The 17239-nt window shown below is 59.4% G+C and carries 23 protein-coding genes; 8 read left to right on the forward strand and 15 right to left on the reverse strand.

The window, feature by feature from the left end; translation table 11 throughout:
- Window positions 1-95: 95 nt before the first annotated feature.
- Window positions 96-1025, forward strand: a complete 930-nt coding sequence (locus LOY28_RS13570) for a LysR family transcriptional regulator (RefSeq protein WP_018929053.1) — start codon at window positions 96-98, stop codon at window positions 1023-1025.
- Here the strand turns inward: LOY28_RS13570 and LOY28_RS13575 are convergent.
- The 7 genes from LOY28_RS13575 to LOY28_RS13605 all read right to left on the reverse strand — a co-directional run bounded on the left by LOY28_RS13575 (window position 1003) and on the right by LOY28_RS13605 (window position 6118).
- Complete coding sequence (locus tag LOY28_RS13575; protein ID WP_111453258.1) at window positions 1003-1287, reverse strand: hypothetical protein; 285 nt, start codon at window positions 1285-1287, stop codon at window positions 1003-1005. The genes LOY28_RS13570 and LOY28_RS13575 overlap by 23 nt on opposite strands.
- 297 nt (window positions 1288-1584) lie before the next feature.
- Window positions 1585-1833, reverse strand: a complete 249-nt coding sequence (locus LOY28_RS13580; protein ID WP_018929055.1) for a hypothetical protein — start codon at window positions 1831-1833, stop codon at window positions 1585-1587.
- Window positions 1834-1965: 132 nt separating this feature from the next.
- Window positions 1966-2190: a hypothetical protein gene (locus tag LOY28_RS13585; RefSeq protein ID WP_192350416.1), complete on the reverse strand. Its 225-nt coding sequence runs from the start codon at window positions 2188-2190 to the stop codon at window positions 1966-1968.
- Between the two features lie 118 nt (window positions 2191-2308).
- Window positions 2309-3388, reverse strand: coding sequence for a molybdenum ABC transporter ATP-binding protein (modC, locus tag LOY28_RS13590; RefSeq protein WP_258614249.1), 1080 nt, complete (start codon window positions 3386-3388; stop codon window positions 2309-2311).
- A 3-nt stretch (window positions 3389-3391) separates the two neighbouring features.
- On the reverse strand, window positions 3392-4072 hold the full coding sequence (modB, locus tag LOY28_RS13595; RefSeq protein ID WP_018929058.1) for a molybdate ABC transporter permease subunit: 681 nt from the start codon (window positions 4070-4072) through the stop codon (window positions 3392-3394).
- Window positions 4073-4825 carry a molybdate ABC transporter substrate-binding protein gene (gene modA, locus LOY28_RS13600; RefSeq protein WP_408981048.1) on the reverse strand — a complete coding sequence of 251 codons (753 nt, stop codon included), beginning with the start codon at window positions 4823-4825 and terminating at the stop codon, window positions 4073-4075.
- Between the two features lie 228 nt (window positions 4826-5053).
- On the reverse strand, window positions 5054-6118 hold the full coding sequence (locus LOY28_RS13605) for a nitronate monooxygenase family protein (protein WP_258614259.1): 1065 nt from the start codon (window positions 6116-6118) through the stop codon (window positions 5054-5056).
- 214 nt (window positions 6119-6332) lie between these two features.
- Between LOY28_RS13605 and LOY28_RS13610 the strand changes: the two genes are divergently transcribed.
- Both LOY28_RS13610 and LOY28_RS13615 read left to right on the forward strand, forming a co-directional pair.
- Entirely contained in the window at window positions 6333-7316 is a 984-nt protein-coding gene (locus tag LOY28_RS13610; RefSeq protein WP_258614261.1) for an MDR family oxidoreductase, read from the forward strand.
- A 57-nt stretch (window positions 7317-7373) separates the two neighbouring features.
- Complete coding sequence (locus tag LOY28_RS13615; protein WP_258614263.1) at window positions 7374-7862, forward strand: GyrI-like domain-containing protein; 489 nt, start codon at window positions 7374-7376, stop codon at window positions 7860-7862.
- Here LOY28_RS13615 and ada read toward each other — a convergent pair.
- From ada to LOY28_RS13640, 5 genes are all read right to left on the reverse strand, one after another.
- Window positions 7826-8899: a bifunctional DNA-binding transcriptional regulator/O6-methylguanine-DNA methyltransferase Ada gene (gene ada, locus LOY28_RS13620; protein ID WP_258614265.1), complete on the reverse strand. Its 1074-nt coding sequence runs from the start codon at window positions 8897-8899 to the stop codon at window positions 7826-7828. The genes LOY28_RS13615 and ada overlap by 37 nt on opposite strands.
- A gap of 87 nt (window positions 8900-8986) precedes the next feature.
- On the reverse strand, window positions 8987-9667 hold the full coding sequence (gene alkB / locus LOY28_RS13625) for a DNA oxidative demethylase AlkB (RefSeq protein WP_258614267.1): 681 nt from the start codon (window positions 9665-9667) through the stop codon (window positions 8987-8989).
- Window positions 9657-10367: a 2OG-Fe(II) oxygenase gene (locus LOY28_RS13630; RefSeq protein ID WP_258614269.1), complete on the reverse strand. Its 711-nt coding sequence runs from the start codon at window positions 10365-10367 to the stop codon at window positions 9657-9659. Before LOY28_RS13630 ends, alkB begins: the two co-directional genes overlap by 11 nt.
- Window positions 10368-10496: 129 nt before the next feature.
- Window positions 10497-10667, reverse strand: a complete 171-nt coding sequence (locus LOY28_RS13635) for a hypothetical protein (protein ID WP_086945763.1) — start codon at window positions 10665-10667, stop codon at window positions 10497-10499.
- 28 nt (window positions 10668-10695) lie between these two features.
- Window positions 10696-10998: a DUF1883 domain-containing protein gene (locus LOY28_RS13640; RefSeq protein WP_007900033.1), complete on the reverse strand. Its 303-nt coding sequence runs from the start codon at window positions 10996-10998 to the stop codon at window positions 10696-10698.
- Window positions 10999-11210: 212 nt separating this feature from the next.
- On the opposite strand from LOY28_RS13640, the gene LOY28_RS13645 reads away from it, so the two are divergent.
- Both LOY28_RS13645 and LOY28_RS13650 read left to right on the forward strand, forming a co-directional pair.
- Window positions 11211-11567 (forward strand): hypothetical protein, encoded by a 357-nt coding sequence (locus LOY28_RS13645; RefSeq protein WP_018929068.1) that lies wholly within the window; start codon window positions 11211-11213, stop codon window positions 11565-11567.
- A 72-nt stretch (window positions 11568-11639) separates the two neighbouring features.
- Window positions 11640-11870: a hypothetical protein gene (locus tag LOY28_RS13650; protein WP_007935641.1), complete on the forward strand. Its 231-nt coding sequence runs from the start codon at window positions 11640-11642 to the stop codon at window positions 11868-11870.
- Window positions 11871-11883: 13 nt separating this feature from the next.
- Here the strand turns inward: LOY28_RS13650 and LOY28_RS13655 are convergent, their stop codons facing one another.
- Window positions 11884-12165 (reverse strand): hypothetical protein, encoded by a 282-nt coding sequence (locus tag LOY28_RS13655; protein WP_018929069.1) that lies wholly within the window; start codon window positions 12163-12165, stop codon window positions 11884-11886.
- A 140-nt stretch (window positions 12166-12305) separates the two neighbouring features.
- Complete coding sequence (locus LOY28_RS13660) at window positions 12306-12494, reverse strand: hypothetical protein (protein WP_258614270.1); 189 nt, start codon at window positions 12492-12494, stop codon at window positions 12306-12308.
- Window positions 12495-12774: 280 nt separating this feature from the next.
- On the opposite strand from LOY28_RS13660, the gene galU reads away from it, so the two are divergent.
- Both galU and gorA read left to right on the forward strand, forming a co-directional pair.
- Window positions 12775-13614, forward strand: coding sequence for a UTP--glucose-1-phosphate uridylyltransferase GalU (galU, locus tag LOY28_RS13665; RefSeq protein ID WP_003182953.1), 840 nt, complete (start codon window positions 12775-12777; stop codon window positions 13612-13614).
- A gap of 129 nt (window positions 13615-13743) precedes the next feature.
- Window positions 13744-15102, forward strand: coding sequence for a glutathione-disulfide reductase (gorA, locus tag LOY28_RS13670; RefSeq protein ID WP_258614271.1), 1359 nt, complete (start codon window positions 13744-13746; stop codon window positions 15100-15102).
- On the opposite strand, the gene LOY28_RS13675 is transcribed toward gorA, so the two are convergent.
- Window positions 15099-16118 (reverse strand): DNA-binding protein, encoded by a 1020-nt coding sequence (locus LOY28_RS13675; protein WP_111453269.1) that lies wholly within the window; start codon window positions 16116-16118, stop codon window positions 15099-15101. The two genes, gorA and LOY28_RS13675, sit on opposite strands and share 4 nt — an antisense overlap.
- Window positions 16119-16296: 178 nt before the next feature.
- On the opposite strand from LOY28_RS13675, the gene LOY28_RS13680 reads away from it, so the two are divergent.
- A complete protein-coding gene (locus LOY28_RS13680; protein WP_111453270.1) occupies window positions 16297-17235 on the forward strand; it encodes a site-specific integrase in 939 nt (312 codons plus the stop codon).
- Window positions 17236-17239 lie beyond the last annotated feature (4 nt).

A 17239-nucleotide genomic window follows, 5' to 3' on the forward strand; every position in this document is an offset into this window, starting at 1 on the left:
GGGTGTGGGGGAGTCCGGTGAAGCACGGTCATACAAGACGGCTGGCGAACGGTGATGCACTATCATCACCGTTTCTTTTTGACCGGATTCCGCTTATGGACAAGTTGCTGGCACTGAAGATGTTTGTTGAAACCGTGCGTTGCGGCGGTTATTCCTCCGCAGCGCGCAAGCTCGGCATCTCGACGTCTTCGGTCACTCGCCAGGTGGCGGGGCTGGAAAACGAGCTCGGCGCCAGCCTGCTCAACCGCACGACACGCAACACCAGCGTGACCGTCGCCGGGCAAACCTATTTCGAAAAGGCTGTGGCGATTCTTGACGCCATCGACGAAGCCGATGCCGTGGTTGCCGACCGTGGCAGCGAGGCGCAAGGACGCCTGCGGATCAGCGTGCCCGTCGAGTTTGGTCGGCGGATCATCGCGCCGCATCTGGGCCGATTGCTCGAGCGCCATCCGGGACTGGAAATAAGCGTGTCGTTGAGCGATCAGGTCAGCGACCTGCTGAGCGAACAGATCGACGTGTCGGTGCGTCTGGGATCGTCGGTGGTCAGTGAAGACATCGTCAGTAAACGGGTAGGGGCCTTCCAGCGCTGGGTGGTGGCCAGCCCGGATTACCTGAGCCGCCACACGGCGCCGTGTCATCCTCGCGACTTGCTCGAGCACCAATGCCTGCGCTTTGATTACGCTGGTTCGCACCAGTGCTGGACGTTCCAGGGCGACAAGGAAACCATCCAGCTCAATGTGCACGGCCGCCTGCAAAGCAACAACGCCGACATCCTGCGCGAAGCGGCAATCGCCGGCGGCGGGGTGACCCTGTTGGCCGACTGGCTGGTGCGCGACGATGTCGCCGCAGGCCGGCTGACGCGGTTGCTGGAACACTACGAAGTCAATCCCGGCAGTGCGAGCAGCTGCATCAACGCGCTGTATTTGCCCAACCACCGGGGATCCAGCCGGATCAATGTGTTTATCGATTTTCTAGAGGAAATCCTCACGCCTGGCGTGTCAGCTATACAAATGGCTGGCCAGTAAAGCCACGCGGTAGCCGTTGCAGTCCGGGCATCTCGATCAGCCGTTGGGTCCACTCTGAGCGCCAATCATTGGCGGTGTGGGTGGCTTTGGCCTTGCGTGCGGCCCGACGGGCGGCGTTGCGTTCGGTTTTGCGCGCTTCCTTGTACGCATCGGTGTTGCGGCAGCTTCTGCATTTCACCCGGTTCAATATGCTGCTGGAAGTGAGGTTGCTGCCTTTGTGCCCGCAGGCCAGGTGCCCGCCGACTTTGAAGTGAGTGACCATGGGACATACTCCTTCGTGATGTGTAAGCGTTCGACACCTGGCGGGTGAGGGCGTTCGTTCGCGTTACGGCAGGCAAAAAAATGGCCCGCATGCGGGCGGGCCAGGGGATGTTTTCAAAGGAGCAAGTGAACTGTAGGAGTTCGGTTGTGAAGACGGTGTGAAATGGCCGAAGGCACGAATAAAAAAAGCCCGGCAACTGGGCCGGGTTGGGATGTAGCGCGAGTCTGGCAGGCAGGCATAACCACGGTGACGAAGAGGTCACCGCTCAGGTGTGCTGGATTGGACTCTGTCCCTGGCTCAAATAACGCGGTCGCCTGATTTGAACCGAGGCAGTGGCGGCTCGACATGTTTGAGTGCAGACAACGCGCTGCGAATCTGCGGCGTGTCCTTCTCGATGTCGTTCAAGCGGTCACGAATCCTGAGCGCTGTCGGATGCCCCCCTTGATGATCGACCCAGTCGGCGATCTCCTTGCACGCAGCAGCAAGGCGGGCCTGACGGGAGTCAAGCAGGGTGAGCAGGGTGGCGATAGACTCTTTCTCGGACATGACAATCACCTCCGTTCAAGGAAATCGGCTAAAGGGCAACAAAAAGCCCGCGGGGGAGCGAGCTTTCTGCCGATGGGTCGCTGGTCCTTCAGCTCCTTCAAGTATAGACCCGGAAAATGAAAGTGGCCGGCGTCAAGCCAACCCGTGCGACACCGGCGAACTGGCCTCGTTAAGCCTGCGACATTCGCGCCTGGCGTCCTCTTCAAGATCGTAACCGTCACCGATAAAGCCGCGAGTACGGGTATCGATGATGCGATACCAGACGGCGGCGTCGGGCGGTGGGTGACCGGTTTCTCCGGCCCGGCGGCCATGAACGATGATCTTGTTGCAGCGTTTCACAACGAAAATGTCTTCCATGGCGTCCACCGAAGCTGTTCGTGTTCAGATCAAGCATAGAAGCGCTTTGCGATCATGCAAAAAACTGGTGGGTCGTTCGTCGGTTCAGTGCCCCCTTGAATACGTCTCGGCGACGGGTTCAGGCCAGCACCGCCACCGCTTTGATCTGCGCCCAGAGTTGCTGGCCGGGGTGCACGCCCAGTTGATCCCGGGAGTAGCGGGTGATTCGCGCCAGCAGCGGTGTGCCGGCGGCATTCAGGCGGATCAGTACGTGAGCAGCGTTGTCGGCGCCGACTTCACTGATCACCGTGACCGGCAGGCGATTGAGGATGCTGCTCTGTTCGACGCCTTGCAGGCTCAGGCTGACATCCCGCGCCTGAACCTTGCAGCGCAATGCCTGGCCCTTGGTCATCGGCGCGTGGGCGACCCGAATGCTCAGGTCGGTGTCGGGCAGTTGCAAGGTCAGCAGCTGGTAGTCGGCGTCATAGGCGCTGACGCGCCCTTCGATCACCACGCCGGCGTCATCGCCCAGCGCCAGCGGCAGATCGAGCCGGGCCAGGGTTTCGCCGATGGCGCCGCTGGCCAAAGCCTTGCCGTTGCTGAGCAGGACGAGGTGATCGGCAAGCCGCGCGACTTCATCCTGGGAATGGCTGACGTACAGCACGGGGATGTCGAGCTCATCGTGCAACCGTTGCAGGTACGGCAGGATTTCGTTTTTACGCTGGGTATCGAGCGCCGCCAGTGGCTCGTCCATCAACAACAGTTTGGGGCTGGTGAGCAGGGCACGGGCGATGCCGATACGCTGGCGCTCACCGCCTGAAAGATTCTGCGGATTGCGGTCGAGTAAATGGCCAATCCCCAGTAACTCCGTGGCATGCGCCATGTCGACCCGCCGCTGTTGGCGAGGGATGCGCTTGAGGCCGAATTCTAGATTGGCCCGCACCGACAGATGGTGAAACAGGCTGGCTTCCTGGAAAACATAACCCAGGGCGCGTTTATGCGGCGGGACGAAAATCCGCTTGTCGCTGTCCTGCCAGACTTCATCGTTGATCTGGATAAAACCCTGCCCGGCCTGTTCCAGACCGGCGATGCAGCGCAGGCAGGTGGTTTTGCCCGAACCGGAATGACCATAGAGCGCAGTCACTCCACGGCCGGGCAATTGCAGGTCGATATCCAGGGCAAATCCCGAATAGCTCAGTTTCAAGCGCGTTTGAATCATGGGTCAGCTCCAGGCCGCTTTGGTTTTACGGCTGGAGTAGAGCGCCAGCAACACTGCAAAGGAGAACACCAGCATTGCCCCGGCCAGCCAATGGGCCTGGGCGTATTCCATGGCTTCGACGTGATCGTAGATCTGCACCGAGACCACGCGGGTTTTGTCGGGAATGTTGCCACCGATCATCAGCACCACGCCAAACTCGCCGACGGTGTGGGCAAAACCGAGAATGGCCGCGGTGATGAAACCGGGACGGGCCAGCGGCACAATCACGCTGAAGAACGTGTCCCAGGGGTTGGCGCGCAAGGTGGCGGCCACTTCCAGTGGGCGAGTGCCGATGGCGGAAAAGGCATTTTGCAGCGGCTGGACCACGAACGGCATCGAGTACAGCACCGAGCCGATCACCAGCCCCGCAAAACTGAAGGTCAGGGTGCCGAGCCCCAGCGATTGGGTGAAGTGGCCGATCCACCCGTTCGGGCCAAGCGCCAACAGTAAATAAAAGCCAATCACCGTGGGTGGCAGCACCAGGGGCAGGGCGACGATCGCCCCGACCGGGCCGCGTAACCAGGATTGGGTACGCGACAGCCATAACGCAATCGGAGTGCCAATGATCAGCAGGATGACCGTGGTCAGGGACGCCAGTTTCAGGGTCAGCCAGATCGCGGAGTAATCGGCACTCGATAGCGTCATTTAGAGTTGGTAACCATAGGACTTGATGACGGCGGCGGCTTTCGGCCCCTTGAGGTAGTCAACCAATGCCTGAGCGGCCGGGTTGTCCTTGCCCTTGTTGAGGATCACCGCGTCTTGTTTGATCGGATCATGCAGGTTGGCCGGAACGATCCAGGCCGAACCGCTGGTCACTTTGCCGTCTTTGTAGATCTGCGACAAGGCCACAAAACCGAGTTCGGCGTTGCCGGTGGACACGAATTGGTAAGCCTGGGTGATGTTCTGGCCTTCAACGATCTTGCCTTTGACCTTGTCGGTCAGGCCTTGCTTGGCCAGCACCTGAGTGGCAGCCAGACCGTACGGGGCGGCTTTCGGGTTGGCGATGGAAAGATGCTGATACTGGTTGTCGCTCAGAACCTTGCCCTTGGCGTCGACATAACCTTCCTTGGCCGACCACAGCGCCAGCGTGCCGATAGCGTAGGTGAAGCGCGAACCCTTGACGGTGTCGCCTTCGGTCTCGAGTTTTTGTGGCGTGGTGTCATCCGCCGAGAGCAACACTTCGAACGGCGCGCCGTTCTTGATCTGGGTATAGAACTGGCCGGTTGCACCAAAGGAGGTGACCAGTTTGTGCCCGGTGTCTTTCTCGAAATCGGCAGCGATGGCCTGGATCGGCGCGGTGAAGTTGGCGGCAACGGCGACCTGGACTTCGTTCGCGTGGGCGGACCCGAAAGCGAACACGCTGAACAGGCACACAGGGGCAAAACGTGAGGCACGCATGGTCATGAAACGGCTCCGTGGTAGGCGAGTGATACGCTATATATCAGAATATATAGCGAAATGCCTGTAAACGGAACTTGCCGGATGCAGAGTGCAAGGTAGGCAGCGAACTGTGGCGAGGGAGCTTGCTCCCGTTGGGGTGCGAAGCGCCCCCAAAAGCTCGCGACTGCTTCGCAGCCGAACGGGAGCAAGCTCCCTCGCCACAGGTTGTGGTTAGTCGCAGCTTGATTAGCGGTGAAGCAATTTGGCCAATGCCTCATCCGCCAAACGCCGGGTAAGCTCTGCCGAAGTCAGTTCAACGCCCAGGGTGAACGCCTGCCCGGCCCAAAGGTTGCTGAAATCCGCTTCCCCTTTAGCCCGCAATGGCATCAGCGCACCGCCCGCCAAGGGGAAGGCCGGTGCCTTGGCGCTCATCGGCCCCAGCTCACGCATCACCCGATTGAGAATCCCGCGCGCCGGGCGCCCGGTGAAAATGTTGGTGACCGCTGTCTCGCTTTCCTTGGCCGTGCGCAACGCCTTGTGGTGGGACGCGCTGACCTTGGCCTCTGGCGTGAACAAATAAGCCGTACCTACCTGAACCGCCGATGCGCCCAACATAAAAGCCGCTGCGACGCCACGAGCATCGCTAATCCCGCCCGCCGCAATGACCGGCACTTTCACCGCATCAACGACCTGCGGCACCAGCGCGAAAGTACCCACCTGGCTGCTCAAATCATCACTGAGGAACATGCCCCGGTGACCGCCAGCCTCGTAACCCATCGCAATGATCGCATCGCAGCCATGCTGCTCCAGCCAGATGGCTTCTTCGACCGTAGTCGCTGAGGAGAGAACTTTCGCCCCGGTGGCTTTTACCCGATCCAGCAGCGATTTTTCCGGCAGGCCGAAGTGAAAACTCACTACTTCGGGACAAAACTCTTCGATCACTTCGCAGGCCGCGTTATCGAAAGGCGCGCGATTGGACACCGGCGTCGGTGCGTCGAAGTCGACGCCCAATTCCCGGTAGTACGGTTCCAGCAGGTTTTTCCAATCCCGGGCGCGCTGCTCATCCGGCGGCGGAGGTTGGTGGCAGAAGAAATTGACGTTGAACGGACGCTGGGTGTGTTGGCGAATCGTCTTCAGTTCTTCGCGCAACTGCTCGATGCTCAGCATTGCGGCGGGCATGGAGCCGAGGCCGCCGGCGTTGCACACAGCAATCACCATGGCCGAAGTCGTCGCGCCGGCCATAGGGCCCTGGATGATCGGCAGCTCGATCCTGAGCAGGTCAAGAATGCGGGTGTCTGGCCATTGGTTCATGTGCAGTGTTCTCCGACGTAGAAACAGGGCAGGGACGGTAGAAGCAAGTTTGTATCAGTAATGCCTGGCGCAAGGCCAGTCGAGTTTTTAATGCGTACAGGATGATCCGCAAGGCGCCAGCCGATGGGGATTGGCTTAAAGTCGGGTACGGTGATGGGGTTCCCTGTGTTATTTCAACAGCACGACAACTGAACGATTCCACCAGGAGGCAGTGATGTTCAAAGGCATTCTGATCGACAAAGATGACAGCGGTTACCGGGCCACGCTGCAAGAGATTGCTGACGATCAATTGCCCGAGGGCGATGTGACGGTGCGTGTGGCGTACAGCACGCTGAACTTCAAGGATGGCCTGGCGATCACCGGCAGCAGCCCGGTGGTGCGCAAGTTCCCGATGGTGCCGGGGATCGACCTGGCAGGCACTGTCGAAGTCAGCAGTCATCCGGACTACAAGGTCGGTGATCACGTCCTGCTCAATGGCTGGGGTGTGGGTGAAGGACACTGGGGCGGGCTGGCGCAGAAAGCTCGCCTGAATGGCGACTGGCTGATTCCGTTGCCCAAGGCATTCACCGCCGCGCAAGCGATGGCCGTCGGCACGGCCGGCTACACGGCGATGCTGAGCATCCTGGCGCTGGAGCACAATGGCGTGACTCCCGAGCAGGGCGAGGTGTTGGTGACGGGCGCCAACGGCGGTGTAGGCAGTTTCGCCATCGCGCTACTGAGCAAACTTGGCTATCGCGTGGTGGCCTCCACCGGCCGCACCTCCGAACACGACTACCTCAAGCAATTGGGCGCCAGTGAGATCATCGACCGCGCCACATTGTCGGAGCCGGGCAAGCCGTTGGCCAAGGAGCGTTGGGCAGCGGTGATCGACTCGGTCGGCAGCCACACACTGGCCAACGCTTGCGCGAGCACCAGGGCTAACGGCACCGTCGCCGCCTGCGGCCTGGCCCAGGGCATGGACTTCCCGGCGTCCGTCGCACCGTTCATATTGCGCGGCGTGACCCTGGCCGGGATCAACAGCGTGACCCAACCCAAAGCCCGGCGGATACTGGCCTGGAATCGCCTGGCCAAGGACCTGGATTTCGCCTTGCTACCGCTGATCAGCCACGAAATCGGCTTGAGCGAAGCCATCGACGCCGCGCCGCGCTTGCTTGCCGGGCAGTTGCGCGGCCGGGTGGTGGTCGACGTCAATCGTTGATCGTTTCAGCATCAATCAATCAAACAGACAAACTGTAGCGACAAGGAATATCGACCAATGGATGTAAAACTGCGCGAAGTGCAGCCCTTCAGCGTCTCGGGTTTGCAGGTGCGAACCCGCAATGCCGCAGAGCAGCAGCTGGATACCGCACGTATCGGCCCTATGTGGGAACGGTTTTTCGTCGAAGATATTTTCGACAAGATCGCCCACAAACAACCGGATTCCTTTATGTACGGCGTGTATTCCAACTACGAGTCCGACGCGTCGGGCCACTTCGATGTGACCGCGGGAGTGGCGGTCACCGCACCCTCCGAGGGCTTTGCGCAGATTCAGGTTGAGGGCGGCGATTACCTGGTGTTCAGCGCCAAAGGGGCGATGCCCGATAGCGTCATTCAGGCCTGGGGCTTTATCTGGGCCTACTTCGAGGACAACCCGCTGGTTCGCCGCAAGTTCGCCACGGACTTCGAGGTCTACACCGGGCCTGAGTCCGTGGCGGTCTATATCGGCATTCAGGACCCGGACGCGTTTTCACGTTCCAGCAACTGACGCTTGCGTTCCACGCCCCAGCGGTAGCCCGACAGGTTGCCGTCGCTGCGCACCACGCGATGGCAAGGGATCGCCACCGCCAAACTATTCGCGCCACAGGCCTGGGCCACGGCGCGCATGGCTTTCGGCGCGCCGATGCGCTTAGCGATATCGGCGTAACTGGCGGTGCTACCGGCGGGAATCTCCCGCAGGGCTTGCCATACCCGCTCTTGAAACGCTGTGCCGCGTACATCCAGCGGCAAATCCAGGCCGAGGGCCGGGGCTTCGATAAAGCCGACGACCTTGGCGATCAACTGCTCGAACTCATGATCGGCGCCAATCAGGTTGGCGCGGCGAAACTTGTCCTGCAGGTCGCAGACCAGTTGATGCGGGTCGTCGCCCAGCAGAATCGCGCAGACTCCGCGCTCACTTTGTGCCACCAGAATCGCTCCCAGAGAGCACTGGCCGACGGCAAAGCGAATGTCGTTGTTCTGTCCAGCCGCGCGGTAGTCGCCGGGTGTCATGCCGAGCAATTGATCCGCTGCCTCATAGAAACGGCTGTTGGAATTGAATCCGGCGTCATACAGCGCATCGGTAACCGTGCCGCCATCGGTCAGGCGCTCGCGAACCTTGCGTGAACGATGGGCGGTGGCGTAGCCCTTGGGCGTCAGGCCGGTGATGGCCTTGAACACGCGGTGGAAGTGGAAACTGCTCAAACCGGCTGCATCCGCCAGTTCATTCAACGCCGGTAACGTTTCGGCGGATTCGATTTGACGGCACGCGGCGGCCACGGTCGCGGCGTGTTGCGCGGCGACGTCGCTGTGATCTTTCGCGGCCCGTTTGCTGGGGCGATAACCCGCCGCCTGAGCTTGCTCGGCCGTGTCGAAGAATTCGACGTTCTGCGGTTTCGGCAGGCGTGCCAGGCTGCTGGGGCGACAGTAGATACCGGTGGTTTTCACCGCATACACAAACTGCCCGTCGGCACGTGGATCGCGCGCCACCACGGCGGCCCAGCGAGGATCGTTTTCGGTGGCGATTGTTGGCGATTGAGTTGTCATGGCTTCATGTCCGTTGCCCCGTTTCATGCAGATTAACCAGCCGGCACCGACGCCACACTCCGGGTCTTGCGGTCGAATTCGACTGCATCATCGCGCAGTACGAAAAGTGAAATTGATCCGCTGTTCGCCCAGCCGCGGATGCTGGCCTTCCTTGATCGGCAATACGCCGTGGTAACGCAAACGGTCCACACCGCCCCAAACCACGATATCACCGTGAAACAGCGGCACTCGCTGGCTTTTGGCGCTGCGTTCGAAGCCGCCAAACAGAAACGTCGCCGGCAATCCCAAAGACACCGACACGATGGGGGCAGTGTAGGCGTTTTCGTTTTTGTCCTGATGCAACGACATCCTGGCCCCGGGAACATAGCGGTTGATCAGGCAGGAGTCCGGTACGAACGCCATAAACCCTGCCTCTCGCGCCGCCGCCTGGGCCAGTTCGAAAAACACCTCGGGCATTTCAGGCCAGGGCGCGCTGGCCTGCGGATCGTTGCGGGTGTATCGGTAGCCGTTGCGGTCGGTGGTCCAGCCCCAGGTGCCGCAACTGCTCAAGGCCACCGACATGGTAAAGCCACCGGGCGTGACCATCTGCCGAAACGGCGCCGCTGTCAGAACCGCCTCCAGCGCCGGTAGTAACCGGTCAAGCCAGGGCAGGGCAAAGCCCCTGAGGACGTAGGATTGTTCGCCGATCTGCTCGCGCCTGGGCTGCTGCTCGGGTTCTGCGTCGGCAAACAGATCGAAGGTGATCGGGTTCATGGGCTCATAACGCATCGTGAAAGATGATTCCAAGGGTATGCCGTTTTCCACTGTGCAGGCGACTCACCCCATGACGCAGGGTCACTCGGTAATAGCCGCGAACGCCTTTAACCGGGCGCTGATTCACGGCAAAAATCAACGCGTCACCTTTCTTCAGTCCGATGACTTGCGGGCGCGATTGCATCCGTGGGCGTTGTTCGGTCAGCACAAATTCGCCACCGGTAAAGTCCTTTCCCGGTTCTGACAGCAGAATTGCCACTTGCAGCGGGAACACGTGTTCGCCGTACAGATCCTGATGCAAGCAGTTGTAGTCCTGCGGGCCGTATTGCAGCAATAAAGGTGTCGGGCGTTCCTGACCGGCGGCATGGCAGCGTTGCAGAAACGCTTCGTGGGATTCGGGGAAACGGGCCGGCAGATCCATGCATTCGTACCAGCGATTGGCGATGGGAACCAGTCGAGGGTAGAGCGCGCTGCGCAACCGGGCCACCGGATCCGGCAGCGGGTATCTGAAGTATTTGTACTCGCCACGGCCAAAACAGTGGCGCGCCATCACCACTTTCGAGCGAAAGGGTTCGGAGCAGTCGTACAGGGCGCTTATTTCATCGCAGGTCTTATGGCTTAAAAGCGATTTGATGATCGCGCAGCCATCCTGGTCGAGTTGCTGCGTAAGTTTGCCCCAGTCGAGGGCATCGTGGTGAATCGGATCGGTAAGCAAGGGTTCTGACTCCTTGACCAAAAGGTCGAGGCGGCCAGTTTAGAGAGCGTTGCGGGAGCGGGCACTCCGGCGCTTGCGGTCGAATTCGCGAGAGGGGAGCAGACGTCCATGTTGTCGCTCCAGATCGCATTACAGCGCTTTGCTGACGCTGATCTCGCTGATGACGTCTTCGCTCTGGCCATGCAGCTTGTCCAGCGCAGCCTTGGCTTCTTCTGCAGTGCCGTTTTCAAGCTGGGCGAATTCGAAGCGACGTTCGCCGTTGAGTTTGTATTTGATGACGTATTTGGTCGTCTGGGCCACGGTCATACCTGCCTGTTCTGGTGTGGGTTCAGCTCAGCTTCGAGCTGGAGCGGCGGATGATCTTGATCGAGTGCGTCAGGGTCGGTTTGCGGGTCACGCTGATCGGCCGGCGGTTGACCGTGTCGATGGTGATGTTCCAGAAACCGGTGCTCGGCGCGGTGATCCGGGCCGGGAAGGTGTCGAATGCGCCACCGTGATACGTGTGACGGCCGCCGTTCTTGAAGCTGCGGAAGTTGGCGTCGTTCATCAAGCGGATGTTGCACATTTGGGAGCACTGAATGACGACGATGTCGTCTTCGTTGAGGTGCTCGCGCTGGTGGATAAATTTCATGAGGCGCCTCCAGAAGGGCTTTTTCTACAAAATCAAAACGATAGCATGGGCGATTGGCGCAGTTTATCAGCCCGAACAGGTTATTATCTGGCTGTCGGGGTCCGCTTTGACAATTAAAAACAGTTATTTGGAATTCTATGAGCGATAAAAGCAGGGAGCCTTGGAGAAAAACAGCATTTGTGCTGTCGGAGGGTCTTTATCGGAGGTTTCATATGAAATGGGGTGTTCTGGTCGTGCCGTTTGTATTGGCAGTGGGTGGATGTGCGACGGTCTCGGACATCACTGCGTCGTTGCCTACCATGAACGTGATTTCAGGCAAGAAACCCCATGAGTACGCCCAGTGCCTGGTCGAGAAGTTGGCCAGTAGCCGTGGGGCCTTGCAAGTCGAGCCGCAAAAGGATGGCATGCGGGTGATTGTGCCGCAGAAGTTTTCCTCGGGGCCGGCAGCGGTGTTTGACATTGAAGACCGCTCCGGTGGCAGCAGCATCAAACTGCATGAGCGCATCTCCAATGTGCCGTTGCGCCCATGGGATGTACGCAATGCCGCCACCGCGTGCATTTCCGGCTGATAGACTACCCCCGGTCAGCATCGATGCCGTCAAAGTCGCACTTTGACGGCATTGTCATTTCTGGAGTCGAGCATGAAACGAGAGCAGGTGCGGGAGCGCCACGCAGAGGGTCATATCTCTGCCACCCATGTGATTCAGAACCCGGCGAATCCGGGGGAGTGGATCGTATTTTTCAAGAAAAGCGCCGGGCGCAGTTTTTTCCTGGTGGATGACAACGATGAAGTCGAGTCCTTCAGCCGCCTCGACGATTTGATCGAGACGGTACGCGGGCTCGGGATCAAGTTCGCCGAAATCCATATGTAGGGCAATGGGTGCCCTACTTGCAGACCACCACCACACTGCGGTTCTTGTAATTGCCGACGTCGACGCCCAGGGTTTTGTCGCTTTCCTTGGTCGAAGGTGTACCGTCGGTACCGACAATCCGATAGCCGGTGCCGGCGCAAGAGGCATCGGCTTTTTCGTAGCAACTGGCCCAGGCGTTGGCTTCCCCGGAGCAGTCGATGGTCAGGCCTTGCTCGCCATTTTTCAGGTAAGTCGTTTCTGACGTGGCGCAGCCACTCAGGGCCAGTACCGCAATCAGTGGCAAGAATCTTTTCATGTCGTGGTCGTCGTCAGTGATGGGGGCTAAACGCTATGACAGCGGCTGCAACGAAAGGTTATAGCGATTGGCCACTTCGTTGCAGGCATTCACAAAAAAGCCCTGCGCAAAGACAGGGCTGCGGTCGCGCCAGGTTCAGCTCAAGGCTTGTCCTTGCCGCGCCGCTTGGGTGCTGTGGGTTGATCCTGCAACACCGATGCCACTTCAATCGCCAACGCTTCTGTAGGGAACGGCCCGGCAATATTCTCGCCGCCGACGCTGTCTATCCACCACTGGCCGTCTTTCGCCTGATTGATCAGGTACCCGTTGACGCTTTTTGCTGCCGACATCTATCTGCCTCGTTGGCTGGTTCAGGTGCGCAATGATAGCGCCAAATGCCCTCAACGGGTGCCGATGGGTGTAGGGTGGGGCAGATTGTCGCTAGACTGATGGCCGCGCAGGTCGTCGATCTCTGCTATCTATAAGACGTTGTGCAGCTTATCTGCGGAACTATCCATCAGAATATTTCTCTATGATGGCGTCGGTTAGCCAGTGCGGGGCATTGTAAGGTGCACGCCGCCTGATTAGACTGCGCCGAAACTCGTACACACAGCCCTTTCAAGGACTTATATGATCAAGAAATGCTTGTTCCCAGCAGCCGGTTACGGTACTCGCTTCCTGCCAGCGACTAAAGCCATGCCCAAAGAAATGCTGCCGGTGGTAAACAAGCCACTGATCCAGTACGGCGTCGAAGAAGCACTGGATGCCGGGTTGACCGAAATCTCCATCGTTACCGGTCGCGGCAAACGCGCCCTGGAAGACCACTTCGACATCAGCTACGAGCTGGAAAACCAGATCAAGGGCACTGACAAGGAAAAATACCTGGTCGGCATCCGTAAACTGCTCGACGAGTGCTCGTTCTCCTACACTCGCCAGACCGAAATGAAAGGCCTGGGCCACGCAATCCTGACCGGCCGTCCACTGATTGGCGACGAACCTTTCGCCGTAGTACTGGCGGACGACTTGTGCGTCAACCTCGAAGGCGACGGCGTACTGACCCAGATGGTCAAGCTGTACAAGCAGTTCCGCTGCTCGATCGTGGCCATCCAGGAAGTCGATCCTCAGGAAACCAACAAGTACGGCGTGATCGCCGGCGAGATGATTCGCGACGACATCTATCGCGTTCACAGCATGGTCGAGAAGCCAAAACCTGAAGATGCACCGTCGAACCTGGCGATCATCGGCCGTTACATCCTGACCCCGGACATCTTCGACCTGATCGAGCAGACCGAGCCAGGCAAGGGCGGCGAAATCCAGATCACCGACGCCCTGATGAAGCAAGCGCAAAACGGCTGCGTAATGGCCTACAAGTTCAAAGGCAAGCGTTTCGACTGCGGTGGCGCCGAAGGCTACATCGACGCAACCAACTTCTGCTTCGAGAACTTCTACAAGACTGGCAAGGCTTACTGATAGCGCCTGAGCTGCTTGTATTGAAAAGCCACCTTCGGGTGGCTTTTTCATTTTTCGGCCCCAAATAGTTTGCAACGCTTGCCCAAAGGGCGCTCGCAGGTATGCTGGTGTCCTGCCGAGGAGATAGTAATGGCCTACGATTTTGACCTATATGTGATTGGTGCCGGTTCCGGCGGTGTGCGGGCTGCGCGGTTCGCGGCCGGTTTTGGTGCGAAAGTCGCCGTGGCCGAGAGCCGCTACCTGGGCGGTACGTGTGTGAACGTTGGCTGTGTGCCGAAAAAACTGCTGGTCTACGGCGCGCACTTCGCCGAAGACTTCGAGCAATCGCAAGGTTTTGGCTGGACTCCGGGTGAAGCGACGTTCGACTGGGCGACGCTGATCGCCAACAAGGATCGCGAGATCAATCGCCTGAACGGCATTTATCGCAATCTGCTGGTCAACAGTGGCGTGACCTTGCATGAAGGTCACGCGAAAATCGTCGATCCGCATCAGGTTGAGATCAATGGCGAGCGTTACACCGCCAAAAACATCCTGATTGCCACCGGTGGTTGGCCGCAGATCCCGGAGATTCCGGGGCACGAGCATGCCATCAGCTCCAACCAGGCATTCTTCCTTAAAGAGCTGCCCAAGCGCGTTCTGGTGGTCGGTGGTGGTTACATTGCGGTGGAGTTCGCCGGGATTTTCCACGGGCTGGGCGCCGAGACCACGCTGCTGTATCGCGGTGATCTGTTCCTGCGTGGCTTCGACGGCGCAGTGCGCAAGCATTTGCAGGAGGAGCTGACCAAGCGCGGCATGAACCTGCAATTCAATGCCGACATCGAACGTATCGACAAGCAGGCCGATGGCAGCCTGAAGGCGACGCTCAAGGATGGTCGTGAGCTGGAGGCGGACTGTGTGTTCTACGCCACCGGTCGGCGTCCGATGCTCGACAATCTGGGGCTGGAAAACACCGGGGTCAAACTCGACAAGAAAGGTTTTGTCGAGGTCGATGAACAGTATCAAACCGCTGAACCGTCAATCCTGGCCCTCGGTGATGTGATTGGTCGGGTACAACTCACGCCGGTTGCTCTGGCCGAAGGCATGGCCGTAGCGCGGCGTTTGTTCAAGCCTGAGCAATATCGCCCGGTGGATTACAAGATGATCCCGACCGCCGTGTTCAGCTTGCCGAACATCGGCACTGTCGGGCTGACTGAAGAAGAGGCGCGCGAGGCTGGGCACGATGTGGTCATCTTCGAAAGCCGTTTTCGGCCGATGAAGCTGACCCTGACCGAATGCCAGGAACGCACCTTGATGAAGCTGGTGGTGGACGCCAAGACCGACAAGGTCCTGGGTTGCCACATGGTCGGCCCGGATGCCGGCGAGATCGTGCAAGGGTTGGCGATTGCCCTGAAAGCGGGCGCGACCAAGCGCGACTTCGACGAAACCATCGGTGTGCATCCGACGGCCGCCGAAGAGTTTGTCACCATGCGTACGCCAGTCGCGGGTTAATCGTTCTTCTGTGGCGCTGATGCGTCTGGCGCTGTCGCAACGACAGCGGCCAGGCGCACGCTTTCATCCAGGCTTGCCTGCAACTTGATCAGTTCAACTTCCAGCGCTTTGTTGATGTGCGACTGCTCGTCAATGTTCTGCTTGAGCGACTGGCTTTCCAGCAAGGCAATGCGCAAGCGTTCCTGGAGGAGGGTGCGTTCGCTGTCGATGCGGGTGACCTGTTCCAGTAACTGATCCTGTCGGCTGTTGGTGTGCTTGAGTTGCTCCTGCAACAGGCTCAACTCCCGCAGCGTGCCACGGTTTTCGGTCAGCAGACGCTCATTGTCGCGATGCAGTTGGGTGATTTCATCCTGGCGTACCAGTGCGCTTTGCTGGGCCTGACGCAACTCCATCTGAATCTGCTGCACCTGGCCTTCGTGGCGTCGCTGTTCCTGCTCGCGCTGGTCTTTGACGGCGTTGCGGTAGTGCTCCAGTGCTTCGCGGGCGTGCAGGTGTTTTTCTTCCAGTGAGCGGATCTGCTCGTCCTTGTCCTGCAAGCGCAATTCGAAATCGGCCAGTGCCTGGTTCAGCCCGGCGTTGCGGGTTTGCTCGGTTTGCAGCATCGAGCGGGTGTCGTGCAGTTCCGCCGATTCCTGGGTCAGCGCCAGGCTTTGAATTTCGTATTGCTGTTGCAATTCGGTATTGGCCTCGCGGGCCTCGTGCAGCTGGGTTTCCAGCTCTTTTCGTTGTTGCTCGAACTGCGCGCGTGCCTGGTCGATGGGTTCTTGCGCCTGTTCTTTCAGGCGTTGCGCCAGTCGCGCCACCAGCGCTGTCAGCTCATCATCGATCGGTTCGGAAGGTGCTGGCGCGGGTTCGGTGCCGTCATCGAGCTCTTTCAGATAGCGATGGATCGTGGTTTTCGAGCCGGTATTGCCCATTTCGATCCGCACTGCGTCGATGCTCGGGTGTTCGCCCCGGGCGAGGATTGCCGAGCGTGCCGCTTGCACCAGTGCCTTGTTTACGCCGCCACGTGCCATGTGTTCTCCTACGATTTGATACTGTGGTACGTACCACTAATATGAGCAATGTACCATGCCGTGAATAAAGTTAAAAACTTGTGATAACTAATGCGGGATATACTGGTATTACCCCGTGTGACGAGCTGTAGACCGGGTTTTCAATCGCCAACGCGGTACGTTTTCGAGCACTGAGCCCATGACCGATCTGGATCGCTACCTGCAAGCCGCTACCCGCGACAACACCCGTCGCAGCTATCGCGCGGCCATCGAGCACTTCGAAGTCAGCTGGGGCGGGTTCCTGCCGGCGACCAGCGATAGCGTTGCGCGGTACCTGGTTGCACATGCGGGCGTGCTGTCGATCAATACCTTGAAGTTGCGCTTGTCCGCGTTGGCGCAGTGGCACAACAGCCAGGGGTTCGCCGATCCGACCAAGGCACCGGTGGTGCGCAAAGTGTTCAAAGGTATTCGCGCGCTGCACCCGGCCCAGGAAAAACAGGCTGAACCCTTGCAGCTTCAACATCTGGAGCAAGTGATCGCCTGGCTGGAGCAGGAAGCACAATCCGCCAGGGCGCAGGGCGATCGCGCGGGATTGCTGAGAGCCAAGCGCGACACCGCACTGATCCTGCTGGGCTTCTGGCGTGGTTTTCGTAGTGATGAGTTGTGCCGCGTGCAGATCGAGCATGTACAAGCCAGCGCCGGTTCAGGCATTACCCTCTACTTGCCACGCAGCAAGGGCGATCGCGAGAACCTCGGCCAGACCTACCAGGCACCCGCCTTGCAGCGCCTGTGCCCGGTACAGGCCTACATCGAATGGATTACTGAAGCCGCGTTGGTCCGTGGCCCCGTGTTTCGTGGCATCGATCGCTGGGGCCATTTGAGCGAGGAGGGCTTGCACGCCAACAGCGTGATCCCGTTGTTGCGCCAGGCACTGGAGCGCGCCGGCATTGCGGCCGAGCACTACACCAGTCACTCCCTGCGTCGCGGCTTCGCCACCTGGGCGCATCAGAGCGGTTGGGATTTGAAGTCGTTGATGAATTACGTGGGCTGGAAGGATGTGAAGTCAGCCATGCGCTATGTTGAAGCCAGCCCGTTTCTCGGGATGACCCGAATCGCTGAAAAGCCGTTGGCGCTGTAGATCA

It is taken from the genome of Pseudomonas sp. B21-017 (assembly GCF_024749245.1).
Classification (GTDB): domain Bacteria; phylum Pseudomonadota; class Gammaproteobacteria; order Pseudomonadales; family Pseudomonadaceae; genus Aquipseudomonas.

Excerpts from the sequence above, each read along its gene's own strand:
- LOY28_RS13650 (WP_007935641.1), top strand. The coding sequence starts at position 11,640 with ATGAAACGAGAGCAGGTGCGGGAGCGCCACGCAGAGGGTCATATCTCT.
- LOY28_RS13645 (WP_018929068.1), top strand. The coding sequence starts at position 11,211 with ATGAAATGGGGTGTTCTGGTCGTGCCGTTTGTATTGGCAGTGGGTGGA.
- LOY28_RS13660 (WP_258614270.1), bottom strand. The coding sequence starts at position 12,494 with ATGTCGGCAGCAAAAAGCGTCAACGGGTACCTGATCAATCAGGCGAAA.
- LOY28_RS13640 (WP_007900033.1), bottom strand. The coding sequence starts at position 10,998 with ATGAAATTTATCCACCAGCGCGAGCACCTCAACGAAGACGACATCGTC.
- LOY28_RS13580 (WP_018929055.1), bottom strand. The coding sequence starts at position 1,833 with ATGTCCGAGAAAGAGTCTATCGCCACCCTGCTCACCCTGCTTGACTCC.
- alkB (WP_258614267.1), bottom strand. The coding sequence starts at position 9,667 with ATGCGTTATGAGCCCATGAACCCGATCACCTTCGATCTGTTTGCCGAC.
- gorA (WP_258614271.1), top strand. The coding sequence starts at position 13,744 with ATGGCCTACGATTTTGACCTATATGTGATTGGTGCCGGTTCCGGCGGT.
- LOY28_RS13610 (WP_258614261.1), top strand. The coding sequence starts at position 6,333 with ATGTTCAAAGGCATTCTGATCGACAAAGATGACAGCGGTTACCGGGCC.
- LOY28_RS13605 (WP_258614259.1), bottom strand. The coding sequence starts at position 6,118 with ATGAACCAATGGCCAGACACCCGCATTCTTGACCTGCTCAGGATCGAG.
- galU (WP_003182953.1), top strand. The coding sequence starts at position 12,775 with ATGATCAAGAAATGCTTGTTCCCAGCAGCCGGTTACGGTACTCGCTTC.
- LOY28_RS13655 (WP_018929069.1), bottom strand. The coding sequence starts at position 12,165 with ATGAAAAGATTCTTGCCACTGATTGCGGTACTGGCCCTGAGTGGCTGC.
- LOY28_RS13575 (WP_111453258.1), bottom strand. The coding sequence starts at position 1,287 with ATGGTCACTCACTTCAAAGTCGGCGGGCACCTGGCCTGCGGGCACAAA.
- modC (WP_258614249.1), bottom strand. The coding sequence starts at position 3,388 with ATGATTCAAACGCGCTTGAAACTGAGCTATTCGGGATTTGCCCTGGAT.
- LOY28_RS13570 (WP_018929053.1), top strand. The coding sequence starts at position 96 with ATGGACAAGTTGCTGGCACTGAAGATGTTTGTTGAAACCGTGCGTTGC.
- modB (WP_018929058.1), bottom strand. The coding sequence starts at position 4,072 with ATGACGCTATCGAGTGCCGATTACTCCGCGATCTGGCTGACCCTGAAA.
- LOY28_RS13675 (WP_111453269.1), bottom strand. The coding sequence starts at position 16,118 with ATGGCACGTGGCGGCGTAAACAAGGCACTGGTGCAAGCGGCACGCTCG.
- ada (WP_258614265.1), bottom strand. The coding sequence starts at position 8,899 with ATGACAACTCAATCGCCAACAATCGCCACCGAAAACGATCCTCGCTGG.
- LOY28_RS13680 (WP_111453270.1), top strand. The coding sequence starts at position 16,297 with ATGACCGATCTGGATCGCTACCTGCAAGCCGCTACCCGCGACAACACC.
- LOY28_RS13615 (WP_258614263.1), top strand. The coding sequence starts at position 7,374 with ATGGATGTAAAACTGCGCGAAGTGCAGCCCTTCAGCGTCTCGGGTTTG.
- LOY28_RS13585 (WP_192350416.1), bottom strand. The coding sequence starts at position 2,190 with ATGGAAGACATTTTCGTTGTGAAACGCTGCAACAAGATCATCGTTCAT.
- modA (WP_408981048.1), bottom strand. The coding sequence starts at position 4,825 with ATGCGTGCCTCACGTTTTGCCCCTGTGTGCCTGTTCAGCGTGTTCGCT.